Raw genomic sequence first — 21503 nt, forward strand, 5'->3', positions numbered from 1 at the left:
GAAATGCAGTTGCTAGAAATTTCTGTACTTTCGAATGAATATCTGTTTGCATAAAAGCTCCATGGACTACGAAACTAACCCACTTTCTACCAATCTTAACAACGGCTTAACCGAGACCGAACTGGCATTTATTGAAGTGCATCAGCACGACGATATCACTCAGCTCCTTCTCTCTGCCGCAAGGTTTAAAAATGTGGATGTTAAAAAACTTGCAGGCCAGATTCATGCAAGACAAAAAGCTACCAAAAAACTACCCGAGTGGGTGGCTGAGCCAAAAATCTGGTTTCCCCCTGCCTTGTCTGTAGAACAAAGTTCTTCTGAAGCTACCGCCCGGTTTAAAGCTAGTCTCGTTGCGGGAAAAACGCTGATAGACACCACAGGCGGAATGGGTATAGATGTATTTTACATGAGTAAGCAGTTTGAATCAGCTACCTATTTTGAGTTACAAAAAGAAGTTGCAGAGGCGGCCACTTATAACTTCGCTTTATTAAATTGTAACAATATAGCTGTTCGAAATACCGATTCCCTTGGTGCCATTGCCAACGAAAAACTGACTGCCGACTGGATCTTTTCAGATCCCGCACGGCGTGACAGCAATAAGGACAAGGTCGTGAAACTTTCTGATTGTGCTCCGGATATACCGGCGAATCTTGATCTCTTACTGAAAGCAGCTCCCGATATACTGGTAAAAACATCTCCTTTGCTGGATATTGATCTGGCTGTGAAAGAATTAAAATATGTGAAGGCTGTGTATGCGATTGGCTACGATCAGGAATGTAAAGAGCTCTTATTTCACCTTCACAGTTCGGCTTCCGGAACTGATTTCGAGCTTAAACCACGTGTATTAAATCAAAAAGGCGAGGTTACAGCCTTGCTGGATTTTACAAAATCGGAAGAGCAGGATGCAGTGATCCATTACAGTAATCCGCTTTCTTATCTCTATGAACCTCACGCTGCCGTTCTCAAATCCGGAGCATTTAAAACCACAGCTTTTAAACTCAACGCTTTTAAATTGGCACCAAGCAGCCATTTATATACCTCAGAACAAAGAATTGAACACTTCCCCGGCCGCACTTTTGAAATCATAGGATATTGCAAGCCTGACGGTGCAGCAATCCGGAAATTGACCGGACAAGACAAGGCCAATCTGACGATCAGAAATTTTCCTGCAAAAATTCAAGACCTGAGAAAGAAATGGCGTCTCAACGAAGGTGGCGACATTTACCTGTTTGCAACAACACTTTCTGACAACAAAAAGATTGTGATTGCATGCAGAAAACCAGCTGCCTTGTAATAACTCTCAACGCCGGTCATAACGGTCTTAACTTCTCGTAAGAGAACAACTATGAAATCAAACATTGCAGCTGTTGCCTTATTTGCTATGCTTTCAACATCGGTATCAGCGCAAAGCGTATTTCCGGGAAAGGAAACCATTGATAAAAAAGAACTATCAGGGCTAACGCTTAGCCAAGGAATCCAGGACAAATACCTGAGTAACTACTGGGAAACTTACCTGGGCAAGTATGGAAAAGTTAAAGGCAAAAAGGGCATTTATAGCATCGAAAAAGCAGGTATCACGTTTATTTCTCCAAATGCTGTTCAGCTGACGAGTCAGGTGGCATCAGTGAACAAAACACTCTCGAAAGTGTTCATCGCACTGAATGCCGATGGGAATTATGTAACAAGTGACAACGAGCAGTCGTATAAAGCTGCAGAACAATTGCTGAAAGACTTCTCAGATTACGCAGCTGCGAGTGAGCAGGTAAGGTTGGCCGACGAAATGTTCAGCACCTCCGAAAAAAATCATCAGAAATTGCAAAAGCAGATTGAAGAGACCAATAAGAATATTGAAAAAACTGAAAAGAAGTTAACTGAATTACGTGCGGAGCTTGAAAAAGGCAAAACTGATTCACAAACTTCAATGCTTGATTTGCAAAACAAACAAAAGGCGCTCGAAGCTGCCAAAGTGAAGATTCCTTCTTTGAAATAGTTTGAGACAAAAAAATCCCGGATGTCTGCACATCCGGGATTTGTCTTTATGAAAGTAAAGTCTCTTGATATTCGGCTTCCGTAAACCCGAGTAAAACTGCCTTTCCGGACGCGTCTTCAATAAGTGGTCTTTTAATGACAGAAGTTTTATCAGTCATCAATGCCGTTGCGGAATCAAGATCAGTCACAGCTGCTTTTTCTTCTTCTGACAAAGCCTTCCAAGTAGTACCAGCCTTATTCACCAACTTTTCCCAGGAAAATACCTCTGACCAGCTTTTCAGTTTATCCTCAGTGATACCTTTCTTCTTGTAATCATGAAAAACATAAGGGACTTTGTTTTCATCCAACCAAGTCCGCGCCTTTTTTACCGTGTTACAATTTGGAATGCCAAATACGGTCAACATATTCTAAACAACTTTAATATTAAACATCTGCTCCTCCATCAACCACAAGCTGATCGGAATTATGCATTTTTTCATCGTCAAGCTCACCTTCCCAACGTGCAACAACCGCCGTTGCCAGACAGTTTCCTGCCACGTTCACGGTCGTTCTGGCCATATCCATCAATTCGTCGATACCCATGATCAGTAATACCGGCCACTCAGGCATTCCGAAGTTAGCAATAGCTCCCAGCAAAATCACCAGGGTTGCTCTTGGAATACCCGCTACTCCTTTACTGGTCAACATTAAAAGAAATACCATAGTAATTTGCTGTCCTACCGACATGTCTGTTCCCGTCGCTTGTGCAACAAAAACCGTAGCCAATGCAAGGTAAAGTGTAGAACCATCCAGATTGAAGCTATAACCGGTAGGCATTACAAAAGCTACGATCTGACGGGGTACGCCAAATTTTTCCATTTTTTCCATCGCCTTGGGAAGAGCAGCCTCTGAGCTGGTAGTTGCAAATGCAATAGATAGGGGTTCAAATATCGTTTTGGCAAGCTTGATAACAGGAATGCGCGCAATAAGTGCAACAGGAACGAATACAACCAACACAAATACGATCAGCGCGCAATACAATGTTGCGAGCAGCAAAGCCAGATTTTTCAGTACATCAATACCCATATGACCTACAGTTTCCGCAATTGCAGCACCTACTCCGATCGGAGCAAAAAGCATAATGATCTTGGTAAACTTAAACATCACTTCTGCAAGCAATTCTACACCGGCCACAAATTTCTCTTTCTTTACAGCAGGCAACATGGCAAGACTGATACCGAACAAAACACTGAAAACAACGATCTGCAGGACCTCGCCGTGGTAAATAGATTTGGCCATATTTTCCGGAAAGGAATGCACAATGATGTCCTGCCAGGTTTGGTGTTTTACTTCCGGAAGTGTTGCATTCAGTGAAGCCGGAGGAATAATTCCCTCACCCGGTTTAAACCAGTTTGCGAAAACAAGACCAATTACAAGTGCAAATGTGGTAACTACTTCGAAATACAAAAGTGATTTCCACCCCATGCGACCGACTTGTTTCAGGTCTGAGTGTCCCGCGATCCCGGTTACGAGCGTAGCAAAAAGCAACGGTGCGATCACCGTCTTGATCATTTGAAGAAATATCTGCCTCAGGAAATGGAGGTTGGTGCCCATCTCCGGAAAATCGTAACCAATTTCCGTACCGACCAGCATAGAAATCAGAATAGAAGTCGTCAGATTTCTCTTTATAAAGGCATAAACCAGCAAACCTGTGAGTGCCAGCCAACGAAGGACAAGCAGGATATCATCCTGTATTGAAATAATATGATAGGCATTCAGAACGGTGGCAATGGCAGCAACACTAATGAGGGCTATATTAACAATGGTAATTGTGCTCTTCATACAGAAAATTTGGAGTAGGATATGCGATATAAAAAGTAAACATATGAAAAATCAATTTAACGAGCACTGCGTCCCTGAATGCATTTAGTACTAATTACGAAATAATACAAAAGCATATCACAATCTTTCTAACAACTTATATTATTTATCTTATAATCAACCAAACAAAGAATCGTTTTAGGCCATCCTTATTAATCCCTGAGGGGCAGCTGTACCTTACCCATCACCGGATGGCATGATATTTTCAACCCATTCGTATAGTGGTGTTAAATATTTGTTACTTTTAATCAGAACAGGATTGATCATCGCCAGTTAGATTTAATTTACCAGAATAATATCAAAGTAATACTTCTGAATTTAAACACTTTCCACATGAATCGAATCCTCATCCCCATTGACTTTTCTGAAAATGCAGACCGGGCTCTGGCTGCAGCAAAAATAGTTGCTGATAAGGCAACAACCTCATTATTGATACTTCACGCTTATCAACCTTATATGGCGGACACTAACGTGATGCAAGGTAACATACTACCAGGTGTAGGTTCTCCCGATTTCTATTCCGTTACCGCTGAGCTTGAACATGAATTTGAAAATCGCCTTAATGACTATGCTCAAATTCTGCAGGATGAAGGATATCAGGCCACAACGATATGGGCAGTAGGTGGTGTACAATCGGCTGTAGAAGAAGCTGTGAAAGAACATAATCCGGATCTGATCATCATGGGTCGTACTGGAACGGGTGGCTTTCTGGATAAACTGATAGGTAGTTCTGCGACCAGCATTGCACTACATTCGCCATGTCCGGTCATGATCATTCCTCCGCAGGTAACACCAAAAAATTTCAGCCGTGTTGTGTATGCAACACAATTTGAATACGAGGAAAAAGACATTCTGCGAGAAGTGTTTATATTGATGAATCATTTGGGTGCAAAACTGCAATTGCTGAAGGTAAGTGCTGATACACAACCTGATATACAACCAGACAATCAATACATTAGTGAGATCAAAGGGGAGTTTACCATTGCAGAAGAAGACATTGTCGTTAGAAAATCAAGGTATGTAATCGATGGTATCGAGCAATACTGTGACGAAGTACAGGCTGACCTGTTGATTATGTCGTCGCGTGAACGCTCTTTTATTGAAGAATTCCTGATCAATCCGAGTGTCACCAAGAAACTGGTGATTGATACACACGTTCCTTTGCTCGTGTTCCATCTTAAGTAAAGCATACATTGAGTACATCTGATACCACCCTACTTTCACCTGAAAAAGGCGAGAAACCTTCAAAAACCAAGCGATATAAGCGGCACAACCTGCTTACTTCGCCAGGAACACTTGTTTATATTGGTCCGGAAACAGAGCTAAAAACAAGGATCAAGAAGATACAGTATAATGAAAAGGCTTTTTCGGAGAATAATGTTAAATCGCTGATCGAGTGTGTCCCGGGAGAACGAGCAGAAGGATTGATCACCTGGCTCAACGTAGATGGTATTCATGAAACATCACTGATTGAAAAGCTGGGAACACTATATGAGCTACATCCGCTTCTGCTGGAAGATGTGGTGAATACAGAGCATAAGCCGAAAATTGAACTTTATGACACAGGGCATCTTTTTGTAACGCTCAAAATGCTTCACATCGACAGTGAAAAACCGCTTTCAATCAGTTCCGAACATGTTAGTTTCGTATTAGGGCATAACTATCTGATTTCGTTCCAAGAGGAATTGAATGACGACATATTTACCTCTGTACTGGCCAGATTAAAGGCTTCTGTTGGTAAGACGCGTAAGAACGGAGCTGATTACCTGATGTTCGCATTGATGGATGTAGTTATCGACAACTATTTCATAATTCTTGAAAAGCTGGGCGATCAGCTTGACCTTGCCGAAGATCAGGTGATCAGAGGCTCCAAACATTTCACGCTCGCAGATCTGTATGCGCTTAAGCGTGAAATAACCCTTGTCCGTCGCTTCATCTGGCCTGTTCGTGATATCATTAATCAGCTGATACGAGAAGACAACCCTCTGGTAAGTAAGAGGTCTGTGCCCTATTACCGCGATTTATATGATCATGTGGTTCAGATGATAGACACGGTAGATTCATATCGGGAATTGCTGGCGAGTTTAGCTGATGTACATCTGTCTACAATGAGCAACAGGATGAATGCGGTGATGAAGACACTGACCATTTTTTCAGCCATCTTTATGCCCCTGACATTTATAGTGGGCGTTTATGGAATGAACTTTGACAACATACCTGAACTGCATTTTCATTACGGTTACTATTACACCTGGGGTATCATGTTAGTGGTTACGATCGGAATGATATTCTATTTCAAATGGAAACGGTGGTTTTAATCAGAATACAAAAAAGTGCTTCAGGATCACTCCCGAAGCACTTTCAATATCTTACTAATCTGCAATTACTCAGACAGCCGAGCTGCTGCCGCTTCATCAACGAACCAGTGTAATTCTCCGTTTACTGGCTTGATAATCTGAGAAGGGAATTTATCCAGATTCAGATCACCTTCCAATACACTTTTCAAAGTCTCAGCTTTACCGGCTCCTGTTGCCATAAATGCCACATATTTAGCAGCATTGACTATAGGAGCAGTTAGCGTGATGCGATACATATCCTGCGCCTGAAGAAAGAAGGCAGATGTCCACGCCTCAATCTCGTGCACCACTTCCGTTCCCGGAAACAGCGATAATGTATGTCCATCGTCGCCCATGCCCAGCAATACAAAATCAAAAGTGGGTTCACCGTCTTTGAAATATGATTTCAACACTTTTTCATAAGCCGCTGCAGATTCTTCGGGAGATACATCCGTACGCATAATATGGATATTCTCAGCAGGAACGTTTACCTTATTCAAAAGCTGATCATAGCACATTCTGGCATTGTTTCGTTCATCTTCAAAGGGAACAGCTCTCTCATCTCCCCAAAAGAAATGAACTTTCTCCCAGGGAATATTTTCGCTGTACGGCGATTCAGATAGTAACGCGTAAAGCACCTTGGGCGTACTTCCACCTGAGAGAACAAACGTAAACCGATCTTGCCGACTTAGCGTAGCATCAATCAATTTTACAATTCTGTCCGCCAGATCCTTACTCAGATCAGCTGTATTTTTTGATACGTGAATTTCCATAGACTCAGTCGTGTGGTGGGAAATTAATCCATGTATGTCCGTCGCGTGCAATCAGCGCATCCGCTTCATCGGGCCCCCATGAATCCGGAACATAATTAGGGAAGTTGGATGGACGACGGTTCTCCCATGTTTCCAGGATCGGCATAATTACCTTCCACGCAGCATCCACCTGGTCGCCACGCATAAACAATGTCGCATCGCCTTCCATCACATCCAACAGTAACGTTTCATAAGCCTCAGGCAGATGTTCGCCTGGTACGCCATAATCAAACGTCATGTCAACAGGATCCAGATTCATAGTTTGTCCCGGACGTTTCGTCTGGAAACGAATACTGATATCCATATTAGGCTGAATACTGATTGTCAACCTGTTGGATCTCCATGTTTCGGCAGACTCCGACGGGAAAGCATAATGTGGTGCTGGTTTGAACTGCAACGTAATATGTGTAGTCTTTTCATTTAAAAACTTACCTGTTCTCACATAAAAAGGCACGCCCTGCCATCTCCAGTTGTCGATATAAAACTTGGCTGCAGCAAATGTCTCAACATTCGATTCTGGTTTCACTCCTTCTTCTTCTCTGTAGCCTACCACCTGCTGCCCTTTTTTCCAACCTTTGGAATATTGTCCGCGTACTGCATAGTCGTGTACCTGATCCTTAGAAATCCGACGGATTGCGTTCAATACATCTACTTTTTTATTACGCACCTCGTTGGCGTCGAATGACACCGGTGGTTCCATCGCGACCATACACAGGATCTGAAGAATGTGGTTTTGAACCATATCCCTCAAAGCTCCCGAGCGCTCGAAATAACCTCCACGACCTTCAAGACCTACACTTTCAGCAGCCGTGATCTGTACGTGCTCAATGTAGTTTCTGTTCCACAACGGCTCAAATAGCGCATTGGCAAAACGTAGCGCTAATATATTTTGAACAGTTTCCTTACCCAGGTAATGGTCAATTCTAAAAATCTGTTCTTCGGTAAACATACCTGCAAGCAGCTCATTCAGTTCATGTGCACTTTTCAGGTCATGCCCGAAAGGCTTTTCGACAACGATACGGGTGCTGCTTTTATCTGAACAGATCTTCAGCGCTCCAAGCTTTTCAGCTATAGAAGGTACAAGCTGAGGTGCTACGGCCAGGTAGAAGATCACGTTAGGATGAACACCCCACTCTTCTTCTTTCTGCTTCACCACGTCTGTGATCAGATGGTACGCAGCGGCATCATCTCCATCCATTTGCAGATAAGAAACATGTTGCGCGAAATCAGCCCAATGCTCGTTTTGCTGATCTTTCCTTCTTGAAAACTTGCTTACCCCATCGAGCAAATGCGTGTGAAATGCATCGTTGGAATATGGACTTCTCCCGATACCTGCAATCGCAAATTGCTCCGGCATCCAGTTGTCAAGAAATAAATTGTACAACGCAGGAGTAAGTTTTCTATAATTCAAGTCCCCGCTTCCTCCAAAAATAAAGATTACCGATGCAGGAGGACGTTTATTTGTTTGCATAAAATTCAAAATTTAGTTTTGGCCCCATTCTGTGTGAAAAGTACCGGGGATATCAATACGCTGATAGGTATGCGCTCCGAAGAAGTCACGTTGGGCCTGAATCAGGTTCGTCGACATACGCTCACTTCTGAAAGCATCAAAGTAAGCAAGAGACGACATCAGCGCGCCGGCAGGTACACCTTCGCTCGCTGCAAGTGCCACTACAGCTCTTGTGTTTTTCAATGTAGATTTAACAATAGCAGCCACCTCTTCGCTCAACAGAATATTAGACAAGTCCTGATTTTCTGCATATGCTTTTGTGAATACCTCCAATAAGGAAGAACGGATAATACATCCACCTCTCCATACGCTTACTACCTTCGGAAGCGGAATGTCCATGGCCAATTCTTTCGAAGCCTGGAACAACATCGCCAATCCTTGCGCATAGCTCAATATGGTAGCAAAGTAAAGCGCATCGTGTACCATGGCTATCAGCTCTTCCTGGGACGGAACCTCTGCTGAAGTTTCATCCGAATACAAAGCAGCAGCGCGAACGCGCTCATCTTTATAACCCGACAGGGTACGCATGGCTACTGCTGTATCTATCACAGGCACAGCTACGGGTAGTTCCATAGAATCCTGTGACGTCCATTTTCCTGTACCTTTTGAACCTGCTTTATCTGATATCACATCCACAAGATGTGCGTCTGTTTTATCGTCTTTCTGAGCGAAAATATCTGCTGTAATTTCAACCAGGAACGATTGTAATAAGCCTTCATTCCAGGATTTGAATGTTTCGTGCAATTGCTCATTGCTGAGTCCGCCTTTTTTCAGGATTACATACGATTCGCTGATCAGCTGCATAATCGCATACTCAATCCCGTTATGCACCATCTTCACGTAGTGACCAGCGCCACCTTTACCCAGATAGTCAACGCAAGGAACGTCACCTACTTTGGCAGCAATGGATTCCAGAATGGGCTTCACATGCTCGTAAGCGGCTTCATTTCCTCCCGGCATCATACTCGGGCCCGTTCTGGCACCTTGTTCTCCGCCGGAAACACCCATTCCCATAAAGTTGATACCTGTTTCTTTCAGGTATTCCACTCTTCTGAGCGTATCTGTATAATGTGAGTTTCCTCCGTCAATCACAACATCACCTTTTTCCAGCAACGGAATCAAAGAAGCAATAACATCATCTACCGGCTTACCAGCAGGTACAAGCATCATTAATTTTCTCGGAGTTTTCAACCCCTGAACCATTTCTTCCAGGTCAGGTACACCTTTTACGGTTGTGCCTTCGGTAGCTGAATCCTCTAATGCTGCTGTCTTCGCATTATCCTTATCAAAACCGATAACGGAGAAACCATGATCAGCGACATTCAGTAACAGGTTTCTACCCATTACCCCAAGTCCGATCATCCCAAAATCGAATAAGTTATCTGCCATAAATTATTTCAGTAAAGTAAAATTAGGTGCAATACCAGGTTCTAAAAAAAGCAATTCGCGTCATTCTCATACTGACAAATTCGAATTACAACCTATGAACATAAAAAAGCCGCATCTGTGTTCAGAAACGGCACATTAAATAAGACAAGGTAGAATTCTCACTGTTTTATTCGTCTGACAATCAATAAATTTTTACTGCAAACCAAAATATGCCAAAGCCATTTTTATGACATTCGTCATTTCCGGTTAACTGCGGGCAAAGAAACAACACAGCGGGTTAATTTACAAGATATTATTTGTTTCATTCACCGTAAAACCGCCGATACTATCGTTATAATCCACTATAAAAAAAGGATTACAACGTAGTACATCAGTAGAATTCATATTACAAATCAATTTCAACCTGGTTGAGTTTCTGTTTTGCCGCTCACCTTCACCAAAAACATAATACGCTGATTGATTGCAAGATCGGATAAATTTTAGAAAATTTACTGACCACCAACTTACACATTCCCTGAACACGTATGGCAGCACAAAATCCGATCGGCTGGTTCGAAATCTATGTGACAGACATGGACAGAGCCCAAAAATTTTATGAGACTGTATTAGGTATATCGCTTATTGAACTTCCCAATCCTGACGGTACGACAGGAAAAATGATGGCCTTCCCCGGCGATGAAAATGCTCCCGGTGCATCAGGATGTTTAGTCAAAGACGATATGGGAGCACCCAGCGCAAAGGGTACGCTCATCTATTTCGTATGTGAAGACTGCGCTGTGGAGTTGGCCCGCGTCGAAGCAGCAGGTGGTAAAATAATTACGCCCAAAATGGATATTGGTGATTTTGGATTTTGCGGGATCGCTTCAGATACCGAAGGCAATTCGATCGGCTTGCATTCCATGTTGTAGATTTTGGTCAGAACAGGAATGACTTTCCCGTTCTGACCACATACATCAGCCTAATGCTATAGTTCGTTCTACGCCTATCTCTTCCAAAAAATACGCATCGTGTGAAACTACCAGCAACGTCCCCTTGTATTCGTTGATCGCATTGGTCAGGATTTCGACATTCTGAATATCCAGATTATTGGTGGGTTCATCGAGGATGATCATGTCAGGAGATTGCTGCTGAATCGTGAGACAGCATAACATCAACCTCATTTTTTCTCCGCCGCTGAGCGCGTCACAGGATTTGCCCCAACATTCCTTCGAAAACAGGAAGCGATTCAGCCTGATTTTGACTTCATGTTCCTGCAAGCCTGTCAGGTTGAAACTTTGTGCTTTGTCATAGATTGAAATCGAACCCCGGATCAATGAATAATCCTGATCAATATACAGGCTATGACTAAAGCTCGTAACCATATTCCCAATAGAGGGTTCTCTTCTACCCAACATCAGTTGTATCAGGGATGATTTTCCGGAACCATTGGCACCACTTAATACAATACGTTCACCACTCACGATCTGAAAGGAAAGCGGTTTTATCCAGAGCATTTTGTCACTATACCCAAAATTGGCCTCTTCAGCAGAAATCATAATTTTTCCCTGATGGAGCCGGGAATGGTCAAAGTCAATTTTCATTTTATCGAAAGCAGAAACTTTACTCCGCAAGTCGCTCAGATCCTGGGCAATTCCACCCACCTTTTCTGCATGAATATCTTTGTATTTGGCAGTACTGTTTTCCGCACTGTTTTTGAAAGCATTCATCATGATTTTCGGCATACCCGCCTTCTCCTGCTTTTTACGTCCGCGGGCATCCAGTTTTTGCTGCCGCTCTGCCGTTTCTCTCTCAGCTTCTTTGGCTTTTCGTAACGCTTTTTCCTTACTCCTTACATCTTCCTGCAAAGCGTTGGCTTCTATTTCTTTTTGTTCAATATAAAACTCATAATTACCTCCATAAAATGTAATGCCCTGTTTTTTCAGAACTGCCATCGCGTCAAAGTGATTCAGCAATTCACGATCATGGCTTACGAGCAGCATCGCACCCTGCCAGGAATCGACGAAATCCAAAAGCAATTTCCTCCCCTGCCTGTCCAGATGGTTGCCTGGTTCATCCAGTAAAACCAGTCCGGGTTGATGAATTCCAACGCCTGCCAGAAAAACTCTCGTTTTCTGTCCACCACTTAGCGTCGACATGGGATGTTCCAAACTGATTTCCTCCAGTTGCCAACCTGCCAATGCCTGCACACATTTCTCTTCAATCAGCCAGTCATCGTCAAGCGCGTTCATATTGTCCAGGCTTACATCTCCTGCCAGAATCGCGCGAAGTGCATTCAGTTTTGTGCTTACTTTTAGGGCATCAGCTACGGTTAGCCCATCATACTGACCGAAATGCTGAGGCACGTAGTAAGGCTGGGATTCTATGCTGACCGTACCACCGGACTGTGAAAGGTGCCCCGCGATAATTTTCAGTAAAGTAGATTTACCGGTTCCGTTATTACCGATCAATGCCACTTTGGTATGAGCTGATATACTCAGATCAATGTTTTCAAACAATAAATCTTTATTGGGATGTATATAGGTAAGATCCTGAAGAATTAACATAATTCTTTTCGTTTTAGACGTGAATAATGGCAGACGGACCGTTACGGGCTCCATGCTGCTTGTCTTTAACCGGAAAGAAATCTGATCTTACACTTCTTGCACAATTGATTTGCGGTTACAAACTTACTAAAATTCACTTAATTTAATTAGGATTATTGCTTTGTAACAAATAGACTTCTCATTCACAATACATTACCCCCTATTTCACACCCAACCGCCCATCGTATTATTATTTTCCTTTAATTGCTTCCGCAAGCTTACAGCCGAATACTGATAGCTAACCGCCGACAGCCAAACAAACCACCCTCATGATCAATCACCTTTATCCCTGTATCTGGTTCGACAACAACGCAAAGGAAGCTGTCGCTTTTTATCAATCTGTTTTTAGAAATACTGAATTGCTTCAGGAAACGCCGGTTGTTAGTACTTTGGCTATTGAGGGAACCAAATTCATGTTTATGAATGGTGGAAATCATTACCAACCCGGACCAGCCATTTCTTATTTCGTGTACTGTGGCAGCGATGAAGAAATTGAAAGGTTGTACAAAGTTTTGTCTGAAGACGGCACGATCATGATGCCTCTGGGAAAATACGAATGGACATCTAAATATGCGTTCATCAGCGATCGCTTTGGTGTAACCTGGCAGCTGGATATTGATCCGATCAATTCCTCCCAGAAGATCGTACCTACTTTGCTATTTGCCAATGAGAAAATGTTGCAGATCAAAAACGCAATCAATTTCTATTCATCCGTCTTTCCTAAGCCAAGGCTGTTACTGGAAGCTCCGTATCCGAAAAACAGCAATCTCCCGGAAAGTACCCTGCTGTTCGCCCAGTTCAAACTCAACGATCTTATACTCAACGCGACGAGTAATGACAGAGGCGACGAGATCGACTTTACACCCGGCAACTCTTTTATCATCGAATGTGAAACGCAGGAAGAGATCGACCACTATTGGAAAAAGCTTGGCGAAAATGGTCGCTACACTAGTTGTGGTTGGCTGACAGATCAGTACGGCGTTTCCTGGCAGATTGTTCCTGCTATTCTTCCTGGGCTCATGCGCAATGCCAATAAAGCCCAACGGGTCACAGAAGTTGTTTTAAATTCTCAAAAATTTGAAATTGACAAACTGCTGAACGCTTAGCAAGAAGGCAGAACCGCCATTTTCGTCTCGTTTGAACCTTCCCTAAACCAGAAAACAGGTCGATTTTGGTATATGATAAATACAATTCATAAGAGCCCTGAGTAAAAAAATCGGTTACTTAATGATCTGTGCCGGATCTCCAGTTACTATACCATTCGTAATCAGTTCTCTATCTTTTTGACTCTATTGAACTGCTGCTGTAGTATGGCTCTATTTGCTACGCCCATACACAATGCAGTGGCTTAAAAACCGCTCATTTTCATCCAAATCAAGCACGCATTTGTAATAATCTACGATTTTACACTAATTTTCAAAGCTACCTTCTCCTCCTAAAAGTTATATTCTATCTTTGCTCTCGTTAACTATTTAGTCTAGGTCTAAATTAAAATTGAAGCGATTCAATGCCGGACCGACTAAGACCATTAACACTACCATCTAACTAAATATAAGCTCCTCGTCTGTTTCAGTATATGAGACTACTCTTTACTTTATTGTTGACGCTGTTATCAGTTTCGGTAACGCTTGCGCAAAATGCCACCATTCGTGGTCGCATAACCTCGGACGGAAATAAGCCCGTCAGTTTTGCTACTATTCATGTTGCAAAGGGCTCGCAAGCCGCTACCACAGATGAAGCGGGTCGTTATGAAATCAAAAATGTACCCTTCGGCCATCACACATTGATCGTGTCTTCACTGGAAATCCATCGGCACGAATCCCGGATTCATGTGCAAAAGGCGGATCAAACCCATCCTATTTCAGTAAAACTGAAAGATGCCAATGACCTTCAGGAAGTACAGGTAACGGGGAAAACCGAGAAAAAAGAGCTTGAAACGCAAGGTTTCGCGGTAAGTATCATCGAAACAAAAGAAGCATCACTCAGAAACCTGACTACCAACGAACTGCTCGACAGATCAGTAGGCGTACGTGTCCGCCAGAATGGTGGCGTGGGCTCCCGTGTGGAATATAACCTGAACGGCATGTCGGGGAGTGCTGTAGGGCTGTTTCTGGATGGTATAGAAATCTCGACCTACGGATCTTCATTTAACCTGAATAACATTCCGCCGGCTATGATCGAACGGATTGAAGTATACAAAGGTGTGCTTCCATCTCACCTGACGGGTGACTACGTAGGAGGTGCGATCAACGTAGTATTGAAAAAAGACGCTTCTCAAAATAATATTACCGCTGCCGCTTCCTACGGATCATTCAACACATTCCAGTCTGACATATCAGGTATCTACAGAAATAAAGAAAACGGGCTTACAGCAAGAGCTTCGGGCTTTTATACCAAAACCGACAACAGCTACGAAACTTGGGGTAAATTCTCCAAATTTGTGCATCCTGACCGTACATTAGAGCGCTACTACAGAGCTAAAAGATTTAATAATGATTACCGGACCGTCGGTGGTCGGTTTGAGCTGGGATATACCAACGTGAAATGGGCAGACCAGTTTTTTCTCGGTTACAATATTTCAGATACCTATCAGGAAATCCCTCACGGTACTACCATGGCGAGACCGTATGTGGGTCGTGTGGCAGAGTACAAGGCGCATGTTGTCAGTCTGAATTACAACAAGAATAATATTTTCGTTAAAGGACTTGCACTCAACGTCAATGCTGTACGCAGCTACCGCAGCACATTTGTGACAGACACGGTAGGTCAGGTATACAACTGGGATGGTAAACCCCGAATGCTGATCAGAAATGGCGTGGCCATTCCCGTTCCGCCTACGCCGGGTATGGGACAACAGGGACCTAAGAGTATTACCGAGGTGAACAGACAGATCACCAATATGCGGTCTAATCTTGCCTATACCATTTTTCCTGGCCACCGAATTTCGGTTAACCACAAACTGGAAACCACTTCCAGGGATGACAGAAATTTGCTTGTACCTGTGGATCAAAACATGGTAACGATCAGCGACATTACGAACAATATCTTTGCAGCCAACTACGAAGCGCAACTATTTAATGACAAGCTGAAAACCAATATCCTTGGAAAGCTGACCAACAACAGGACCGTGCAAACGCGACCTGAACTGGTTACTGCGGAAGGTATTACCACAGTGAACAGGGTACGCAACACAATGATAAACCGAAACAAGGGTTACGGCGCAACGGCATCATACAATGTTATTCCAAAATTGTATATCATTGGTTCAACCGAAAACTCCTATGTAGCCGCAACGGAAAACCAATTATTCGGAGATCCTGAAAACAACATTCTGGAAGCCCCGGATTTGATCCCTGAGAAAAACGTCAATTACAACGTGGGTTTCCGTTATGCCTCAAATGGGACAGGCAAACATAAGTTTACAGTATATGCTAATACTTTCTGGAGAAATGGTTTTAACAAAATCACTTTGCGTGCGGTCGAAGATCAGTTGATTCCGGGAAGAGAGAGTGATGCGGATATAGAAGTAACGAAATATGTCAATCTGAATAAAACGCAGTCACGCGGATATGAAGCGGAGGTTACTTATATCTACAACAACAGGCTGAATGCGCTTTTTAACTTCTCCAAATTCAATTCCCTTTTCAAGCAGGAAACGGATGACAAAGGCAGACCACATGATCTCTACAACCTGCAATTACCCAATGAGCCTTTCTTTACTATGAACGGCAGCGTGCAATACCGTATGAATGATAAGTTTCAGAAGAACTCGATTTTGAATATCTATTACAATACCGGTTATGTAGCCCCATTCCGTACCGTATGGATGGACTCACCATGGTTCACCACCGCTACTCAGTTTTATCATGACATGGGCGCCAGTTACCGCTTCCCCAATGGTAAACTGGTAGCGAGTGTCGATGTAAAAAATATCCTGAACGCGGAGATGTATGACAACTTCGGTGTGCAGAAACCCGGCCGTGCCATCGCTTTTAAACTCAATTATACTTTAAGTAAATTTTTATAAAACCTACGTCTAACTATGAAAAGAATATTTTTCAAATCAGCGTTTCTTTGTGCAGCTATTGTTGCCGGTACACTAACCGGTTGTAACGATGATACTGACAACCCTAATCCGGGAACAGAAAATCCTGCTGAGGGAAGAGAATTTATCTCTTTGACAGCCTCTATCCCTGACGCTGCCGGGACAGCCGGTAACGGAGGAACAAAGGCCTATGCCATCACGCACGCACAGGCAATCGATCCTAACTTTTCTGTAAACGTTTATGACAACGGATACCCGTTACGTTCTGCACGTACTGCACGTGTACAGGCATCAGAGAACGGATCTGAGCTTTACAACATCCAGTATACAGGAGAAGATGGGGGAGTATTCAATAAATACCTTGTAAAAGGTGGAAAAGATTACCAGGATAGCGGAAAAGAACTGGATGTATCTGATATGATCGGAACATCTCCACGTTGGGTAAAAGCAGCAGAAAATCTGGGAATAGGAGTAAACCTTTTGGCGAGTGATATCGTATCCGAAGGTACAGCGCCAAACCACGTTTACAAATACAGAAGAGGAAAGGTAAGAATCGCCGTGATCAAACTGGACGAAGTATCCGTTCCTAACTCTACAGAATTCGACTTTCCATTTACAGCTGAACTGGAAGCGCAGGGTTACTACGTAGGTCGCGTGGACGTACCGGTTTTGAATGCAGCCGGAAACAAAATCTATATCGGATGTAATGTATCAAAAATTGATCCGAAAAAATTGAGCTACAATGCAAGCGGAGTTCCAACCTGGGCTACTGATGCAACAGGAAGAACGCTAGGAACGACAACGCTTGTCGTGGATTACCCATCTTTGGCTAACCCAAAATTGATTTATTCGGCAGCGTCTAAAACCAACAACCATTCGTACCGTACCATGACACAACATGTTGGATCGGACGGACACGTGTATCAAGCAACTGCTACAGGTGGAAAAGATATCCTGCGTATCGACAAAAATACAAACGACTACGATACCTACCACTTCGATCTTGACGCGGCTTTGGGTGTGAAAGACAGCCGTATTCAGGCATGGAGATATATCAAAGACGGCTTTGGCATCGTATTGTACAACATCGGAGGTGATGGCGGATATATGGCACTTGTGGACCTGAACGCAAAAACTGCAACGAAACTGGCAAGTGATTACGAAGCAGGACTTGATTTCGGTCAGTACCAGAACATCGCCATTGACGGAGACCATGTGTATGTACCATTGACTCCAACGGGAGAAGCAGGTAAACTATACGTAATCAACTGGAAGACGAAAGCTGTAATTAAGGGAGCAACTCTTACAGGGGCTACCGGATCAAGCTATATTGGTTCTTACTAAGAGAATCTTATCGCTTTATATTGCCAAAAAGGACCGCCGCGAGGTGGTCCTTTTTGGTTTCAGGCTCAATATAGAAAATGATAATCCTTATTTGATCTCCTCTACACCTCCGTCGTTGGCATCGAACGGATGTACAGTATCCTTCTTAGGCGCAAAGATTGATTTCAGAGAAGACAGAAACGTTTCCTTTTCGGGCTGTTTCTCACTGGTGGATACATAGGACGTAATGGTCTTCTTCCCTATCTGCTTGTGAAAAGGTTGTTTTCTGAGTTTCTTTTCAAAAACTACAATGGAATCATAAAAGGCAATGCCATTGATATGCTGCGTGATGTCATCGATTCTGATCTGACTCTTATCCATCACATGGTGATCGTAAAGGGAATCCACAAGATCTTTTGATTTCTCAATAAAACTACCCGGATGTCTCAGTCCGCCGTGAAACTGATCCCAGTAGGAAGTATGCGTATCTTCAATTATATAGGCTCCCCCCTCCTTCACTTTCATGAATAACATTTCGAAAGAAACAAGCTGCTGCTCCATCGTATGACCGCCATCATCAATAATAAAATCCACGATCGGAATCTGATCCGCCACATGCTGTAAAAATACCTTATCCTCCTGCGAACCTATAAAAATGGTCGTGTTTGCCTCTTCCAGCTTTTCACATTCTGGATTGATATCGATGGCATAGATATGAACACTTTCACCAAAATACTTCTTCCAGAGTTGAAGTGATCCGCCATGAGATATTCCGATTTCCAACAGGTTGACAGACTTTCCTCTATAGGCAGAAAAATACTTTTCATAAATGTCGAAGTAATGATCCCATTTATGAATAAGATTACCTTGGTGGTTGTAAAAAATATCCCTGATGCTCTCTGGTTCCATAATCTGTAAAGTGTATGTTAAGGTTGGAGTAGATTACAAAGATATGATTTGAGAGAAAAAATCCTCGTTGGAGCTATCTAATTGTATAAAATTGGTTACAAGTGAATATGAATGGGATACATTTATGGGTGTCTTGGAAAAGAATATTTACAGGATTGCCACTTATAAAACTTCTATTTCCAGTGGACCTAACATACTCTAAACTTTTACCATCAAGTACCGTTCCTCAAACGAAAAAACTTCCAAACCGAAATTCCGACGATTACAAAGCAGCCGTTAATTTCTTCCTATACCTTACCATGACCGATACACTTCTATTATGGTTATTTTAAAAATTTAAAATATGTCTATTATAACTGTAAACCAATATGATAACTATTCTTTGATCTGAGACTGATCATAGCGAGATTCGAGTATACTGGCAACAGTCCTGTCGGCACACGGAGGAGATTTAATGATGCCCGATCACCTTTTTAATAGAGTTCTTAAAATTAGCTATAACCTGATCCCGTAAATCTGTAGGTAGTAAGCCGATGGACAAATATGGATTTAAATCTTCCAGCTCAACCAATAGCAATTCGCCGTTTGGCAACCGGCATGCATCCACCCGCTGAATTCCATGTGAGAGGTTATTCCAGGTAATAAATTGCTTTGCAAAAGCTACATCATCCACCGTTGGTTTATAGGGTTTCAAATTCCATCGTTTGTTTTTATCCGGTGCATACAAGGCGTACTGCAAATCCTGATCAATAAAATAAAACGAGGCCTCGTACTCAAAATCGATAAACGGCTGAACAATTAACCCTTTCAATTCCACCGTTTCTAATGCATGTGAATCCACAACCTGCATCCCGATAGAATCCGCACCGTTTTTCAGTTTGACCATGTATTTTTCCACTTGCGGAAACTTGTACAAATCTTTCAGATTTTCAATTGTCGGGATAACAGGATAACCTTCAGCAGTGAGCGTTAATAAGTACTCCTTGCCCATCTGATCGGCTTTGCCGTTCATGGGGTTATAAGAGATAAGACCTGCATTTACACGTTTCACAAAAGCGTCAAAATAGCTTTTGTAATTCATAACCGGGCCTGCGTTCCGGAATATTATCAGGTCAACCTGGGTCTCAAACTTCTCCGAGTCGCACGGATGACATATTAATATCTCATAATCCTCCCGCAAAACATTTGTCAGATATAGGTCTTCCTCATAATATCTTCTGCCCTTCGTTTCAAAGTATAAATCCGTTAAGTACAAAATCGATTTTTTCATAAATGCATTGGGATGGTAGTGCTAAAATTTAAAATTGTTCTCAGACCGGAATCTGAAGAATGCCCTCTATCACGCCGACTCCGGTGTAAAAGAGCAATACAAACTTATTGATTACGCACGGAACCTTACAGAAATTATTGGTAAGCTGACAGATTGGAGAAAGAATCGTTAGTCTCAGACCAACAAGGACGATAGCTGTAGAACAAATTACTTAGATATCAGTCTCAAATTTAATGTAGGTCTATTGTTTGATGCACTCTTTGCTTGAAATCACCATTTCTCTAAATCAAAGACTATTCAGATTTTGGCAATTACAAGCCAGCTGCGCATTTGCTGATGTATGTGAGCATTACCGGTAGAGTTACGGTTTTTTTAAAAAATTGAAATATCTTTTAATCGCCATTGTACGCAAAGATGTTAATGCTCTTCAGGTTTGACACAGATCCTAGAAGGAAATACGATAAGTCTGGATTATTAAATTTAACCAGCAAAAGTCCTGTGGCGACACAGGCCACGGAGAAGCGGAAAATAGTTTTTGAGCAGTTCCAAATGCTCGACTGAATACCACTTAACACATTGATTTACCTACCGTTGACTCAATAAATAACGCTTCATTGGGTTTTCTTTTAATTCGTGCAACGTAAGCATACATTTGTACATGTTTAATTTTAACTGATTGAACTCACCCGGGCTGGTCGCGGCGTCCAAACTTTGACCACCTGGGTTTTTCTTTATGTTTAAATTGTCGAGTTTCCGATAGTTTAAACATAAAGGTTTTTTTAATTATTTTTCCACCCTAGTTTATAGCCAATAACTTATTAATGCAACAATGAAACAAATACTACTTCCAGCGCTCCTGATTAGCTCTTTGCCATCATTCGGACAATTGCTAGTAGGTGACGTAAATGTTAACCTTATCAAAGAAGTCTACGTCTGCGAAGTAGTTATCAGAGAAAAACTCATGTCAAAGGATATCGACGTAACATTCGAGTACGGCCAGCCGCGGAAAGCTGATCGCTACATAATTGACAGAGCAAAGAAGAAGAATAAGGAATTCGAAACTATTGCTGAGGTAATAAATTATATGGAAAAAGAGGGATGGGAATACGTCAACTCCTACACCTATTATGCGCAGAAGGAATCCCCCATGTACAGATATTACTTCAAAAGAAAGCCAGGTAACAAGCCACTGGACGTCAATTAATTGTAACGTTTCTTTACTGAATCTATATTATTTCTACACCGATCTATCATGAATCTATCGTTATGCGAATTCCCTGAGCGACAATACCCTACCCTCTATGAAGAAGAAATTTAAAGATATCCCAGTATTGATATTTGCTGCCGTAGTGACTATCAGTGTATGCTACTGCTTTGTTATGTGGATGACTCACACTAATCATCCAGGATGGCACTTACAATGTACTGGTGAAATAGGCGATACAGTCGGAGGTCTAACAGCACCAGTAATTGGTATA

Annotated in this window: 17 protein-coding genes; 9 read left to right on the plus strand and 8 right to left on the minus strand. The window is 42.5% G+C overall.

Annotation, left to right across the window (positions count from 1 at the left end):
- Positions 1-61 precede the first annotated feature (61 nt).
- Together AC1XUE_RS07495 and AC1XUE_RS07500 are read left to right on the plus strand one after the other, a co-directional pair.
- Positions 62-1294 carry a THUMP-like domain-containing protein gene (locus AC1XUE_RS07495; RefSeq protein WP_483355319.1) on the plus strand — a complete coding sequence of 411 codons (1233 nt, stop codon included), beginning with the start codon at positions 62-64 and terminating at the stop codon, positions 1292-1294.
- Between the two features lie 51 nt (positions 1295-1345).
- On the plus strand, positions 1346-1990 hold the full coding sequence (locus tag AC1XUE_RS07500) for a THO complex subunit 7 family protein (RefSeq protein ID WP_483355320.1): 645 nt from the start codon (positions 1346-1348) through the stop codon (positions 1988-1990).
- A gap of 46 nt (positions 1991-2036) precedes the next feature.
- On the opposite strand, the gene AC1XUE_RS07505 is transcribed toward AC1XUE_RS07500, so the two are convergent.
- Positions 2037-2393, minus strand: a complete 357-nt coding sequence (locus AC1XUE_RS07505; RefSeq protein ID WP_483355321.1) for an ArsC family reductase — start codon at positions 2391-2393, stop codon at positions 2037-2039.
- Positions 2394-2412: 19 nt separating this feature from the next.
- Complete coding sequence (locus AC1XUE_RS07510) at positions 2413-3810, minus strand: dicarboxylate/amino acid:cation symporter (RefSeq protein ID WP_483355322.1); 1398 nt, start codon at positions 3808-3810, stop codon at positions 2413-2415.
- A gap of 372 nt (positions 3811-4182) precedes the next feature.
- On the opposite strand from AC1XUE_RS07510, the gene AC1XUE_RS07515 reads away from it, so the two are divergent.
- Both AC1XUE_RS07515 and corA read left to right on the plus strand, forming a co-directional pair.
- Positions 4183-5034: a universal stress protein gene (locus tag AC1XUE_RS07515; protein WP_483355323.1), complete on the plus strand. Its 852-nt coding sequence runs from the start codon at positions 4183-4185 to the stop codon at positions 5032-5034.
- Between the two features lie 8 nt (positions 5035-5042).
- Positions 5043-6167: a magnesium/cobalt transporter CorA gene (corA, locus tag AC1XUE_RS07520; RefSeq protein WP_483355324.1), complete on the plus strand. Its 1125-nt coding sequence runs from the start codon at positions 5043-5045 to the stop codon at positions 6165-6167.
- A 65-nt stretch (positions 6168-6232) separates the two neighbouring features.
- On the opposite strand, the gene pgl is transcribed toward corA, so the two are convergent.
- The 3 genes from pgl to gndA are packed head-to-tail and all read right to left on the minus strand — an operon-like array spanning position 6233 to position 9896.
- Positions 6233-6958 (minus strand): 6-phosphogluconolactonase, encoded by a 726-nt coding sequence (pgl, locus tag AC1XUE_RS07525; RefSeq protein WP_483355325.1) that lies wholly within the window; start codon positions 6956-6958, stop codon positions 6233-6235.
- A 4-nt stretch (positions 6959-6962) separates the two neighbouring features.
- On the minus strand, positions 6963-8468 hold the full coding sequence (gene zwf, locus AC1XUE_RS07530; RefSeq protein ID WP_483355326.1) for a glucose-6-phosphate dehydrogenase: 1506 nt from the start codon (positions 8466-8468) through the stop codon (positions 6963-6965).
- Positions 8469-8480: 12 nt separating this feature from the next.
- The gene (gene gndA / locus AC1XUE_RS07535) at positions 8481-9896 is read right to left on the minus strand and encodes an NADP-dependent phosphogluconate dehydrogenase (protein WP_483355327.1); all 1416 of its coding nucleotides are present in this window, start codon (positions 9894-9896) and stop codon (positions 8481-8483) included.
- A 524-nt stretch (positions 9897-10420) separates the two neighbouring features.
- Here gndA and AC1XUE_RS07540 point away from each other — a divergent pair.
- Complete coding sequence (locus AC1XUE_RS07540) at positions 10421-10804, plus strand: VOC family protein (RefSeq protein ID WP_483355328.1); 384 nt, start codon at positions 10421-10423, stop codon at positions 10802-10804.
- A 45-nt stretch (positions 10805-10849) separates the two neighbouring features.
- On the opposite strand, the gene AC1XUE_RS07545 is transcribed toward AC1XUE_RS07540, so the two are convergent.
- Positions 10850-12439: an ABC-F family ATP-binding cassette domain-containing protein gene (locus tag AC1XUE_RS07545; RefSeq protein ID WP_483355329.1), complete on the minus strand. Its 1590-nt coding sequence runs from the start codon at positions 12437-12439 to the stop codon at positions 10850-10852.
- 308 nt (positions 12440-12747) lie between these two features.
- Here AC1XUE_RS07545 and AC1XUE_RS07550 point away from each other — a divergent pair, with 308 nt between their 5' ends.
- The 3 genes from AC1XUE_RS07550 to AC1XUE_RS07560 all read left to right on the plus strand — a co-directional run bounded on the left by AC1XUE_RS07550 (position 12748) and on the right by AC1XUE_RS07560 (position 17867).
- A complete protein-coding gene (locus AC1XUE_RS07550; protein ID WP_483355330.1) occupies positions 12748-13584 on the plus strand; it encodes a VOC family protein in 837 nt (278 codons plus the stop codon).
- A 470-nt stretch (positions 13585-14054) separates the two neighbouring features.
- Positions 14055-16505, plus strand: coding sequence for a TonB-dependent receptor (locus AC1XUE_RS07555; RefSeq protein WP_483355331.1), 2451 nt, complete (start codon positions 14055-14057; stop codon positions 16503-16505).
- A 15-nt stretch (positions 16506-16520) separates the two neighbouring features.
- The gene (locus AC1XUE_RS07560) at positions 16521-17867 is read left to right on the plus strand and encodes a hypothetical protein (RefSeq protein ID WP_483355332.1); all 1347 of its coding nucleotides are present in this window, start codon (positions 16521-16523) and stop codon (positions 17865-17867) included.
- 87 nt (positions 17868-17954) lie between these two features.
- Here the strand turns inward: AC1XUE_RS07560 and AC1XUE_RS07565 are convergent, their stop codons facing one another.
- Both AC1XUE_RS07565 and AC1XUE_RS07570 read right to left on the minus strand, forming a co-directional pair.
- A complete protein-coding gene (locus AC1XUE_RS07565) occupies positions 17955-18755 on the minus strand; it encodes a class I SAM-dependent methyltransferase (protein WP_483355333.1) in 801 nt (266 codons plus the stop codon).
- A 451-nt stretch (positions 18756-19206) separates the two neighbouring features.
- Positions 19207-20025 carry a hypothetical protein gene (locus tag AC1XUE_RS07570; protein WP_483355334.1) on the minus strand — a complete coding sequence of 273 codons (819 nt, stop codon included), beginning with the start codon at positions 20023-20025 and terminating at the stop codon, positions 19207-19209.
- A gap of 829 nt (positions 20026-20854) precedes the next feature.
- Here AC1XUE_RS07570 and AC1XUE_RS07575 point away from each other — a divergent pair.
- On the plus strand, positions 20855-21229 hold the full coding sequence (locus AC1XUE_RS07575; protein WP_483355335.1) for a hypothetical protein: 375 nt from the start codon (positions 20855-20857) through the stop codon (positions 21227-21229).
- Positions 21230-21503 lie beyond the last annotated feature (274 nt).

It is taken from the genome of Dyadobacter sp. HNCC25DJ187 (genome assembly GCF_056895255.1).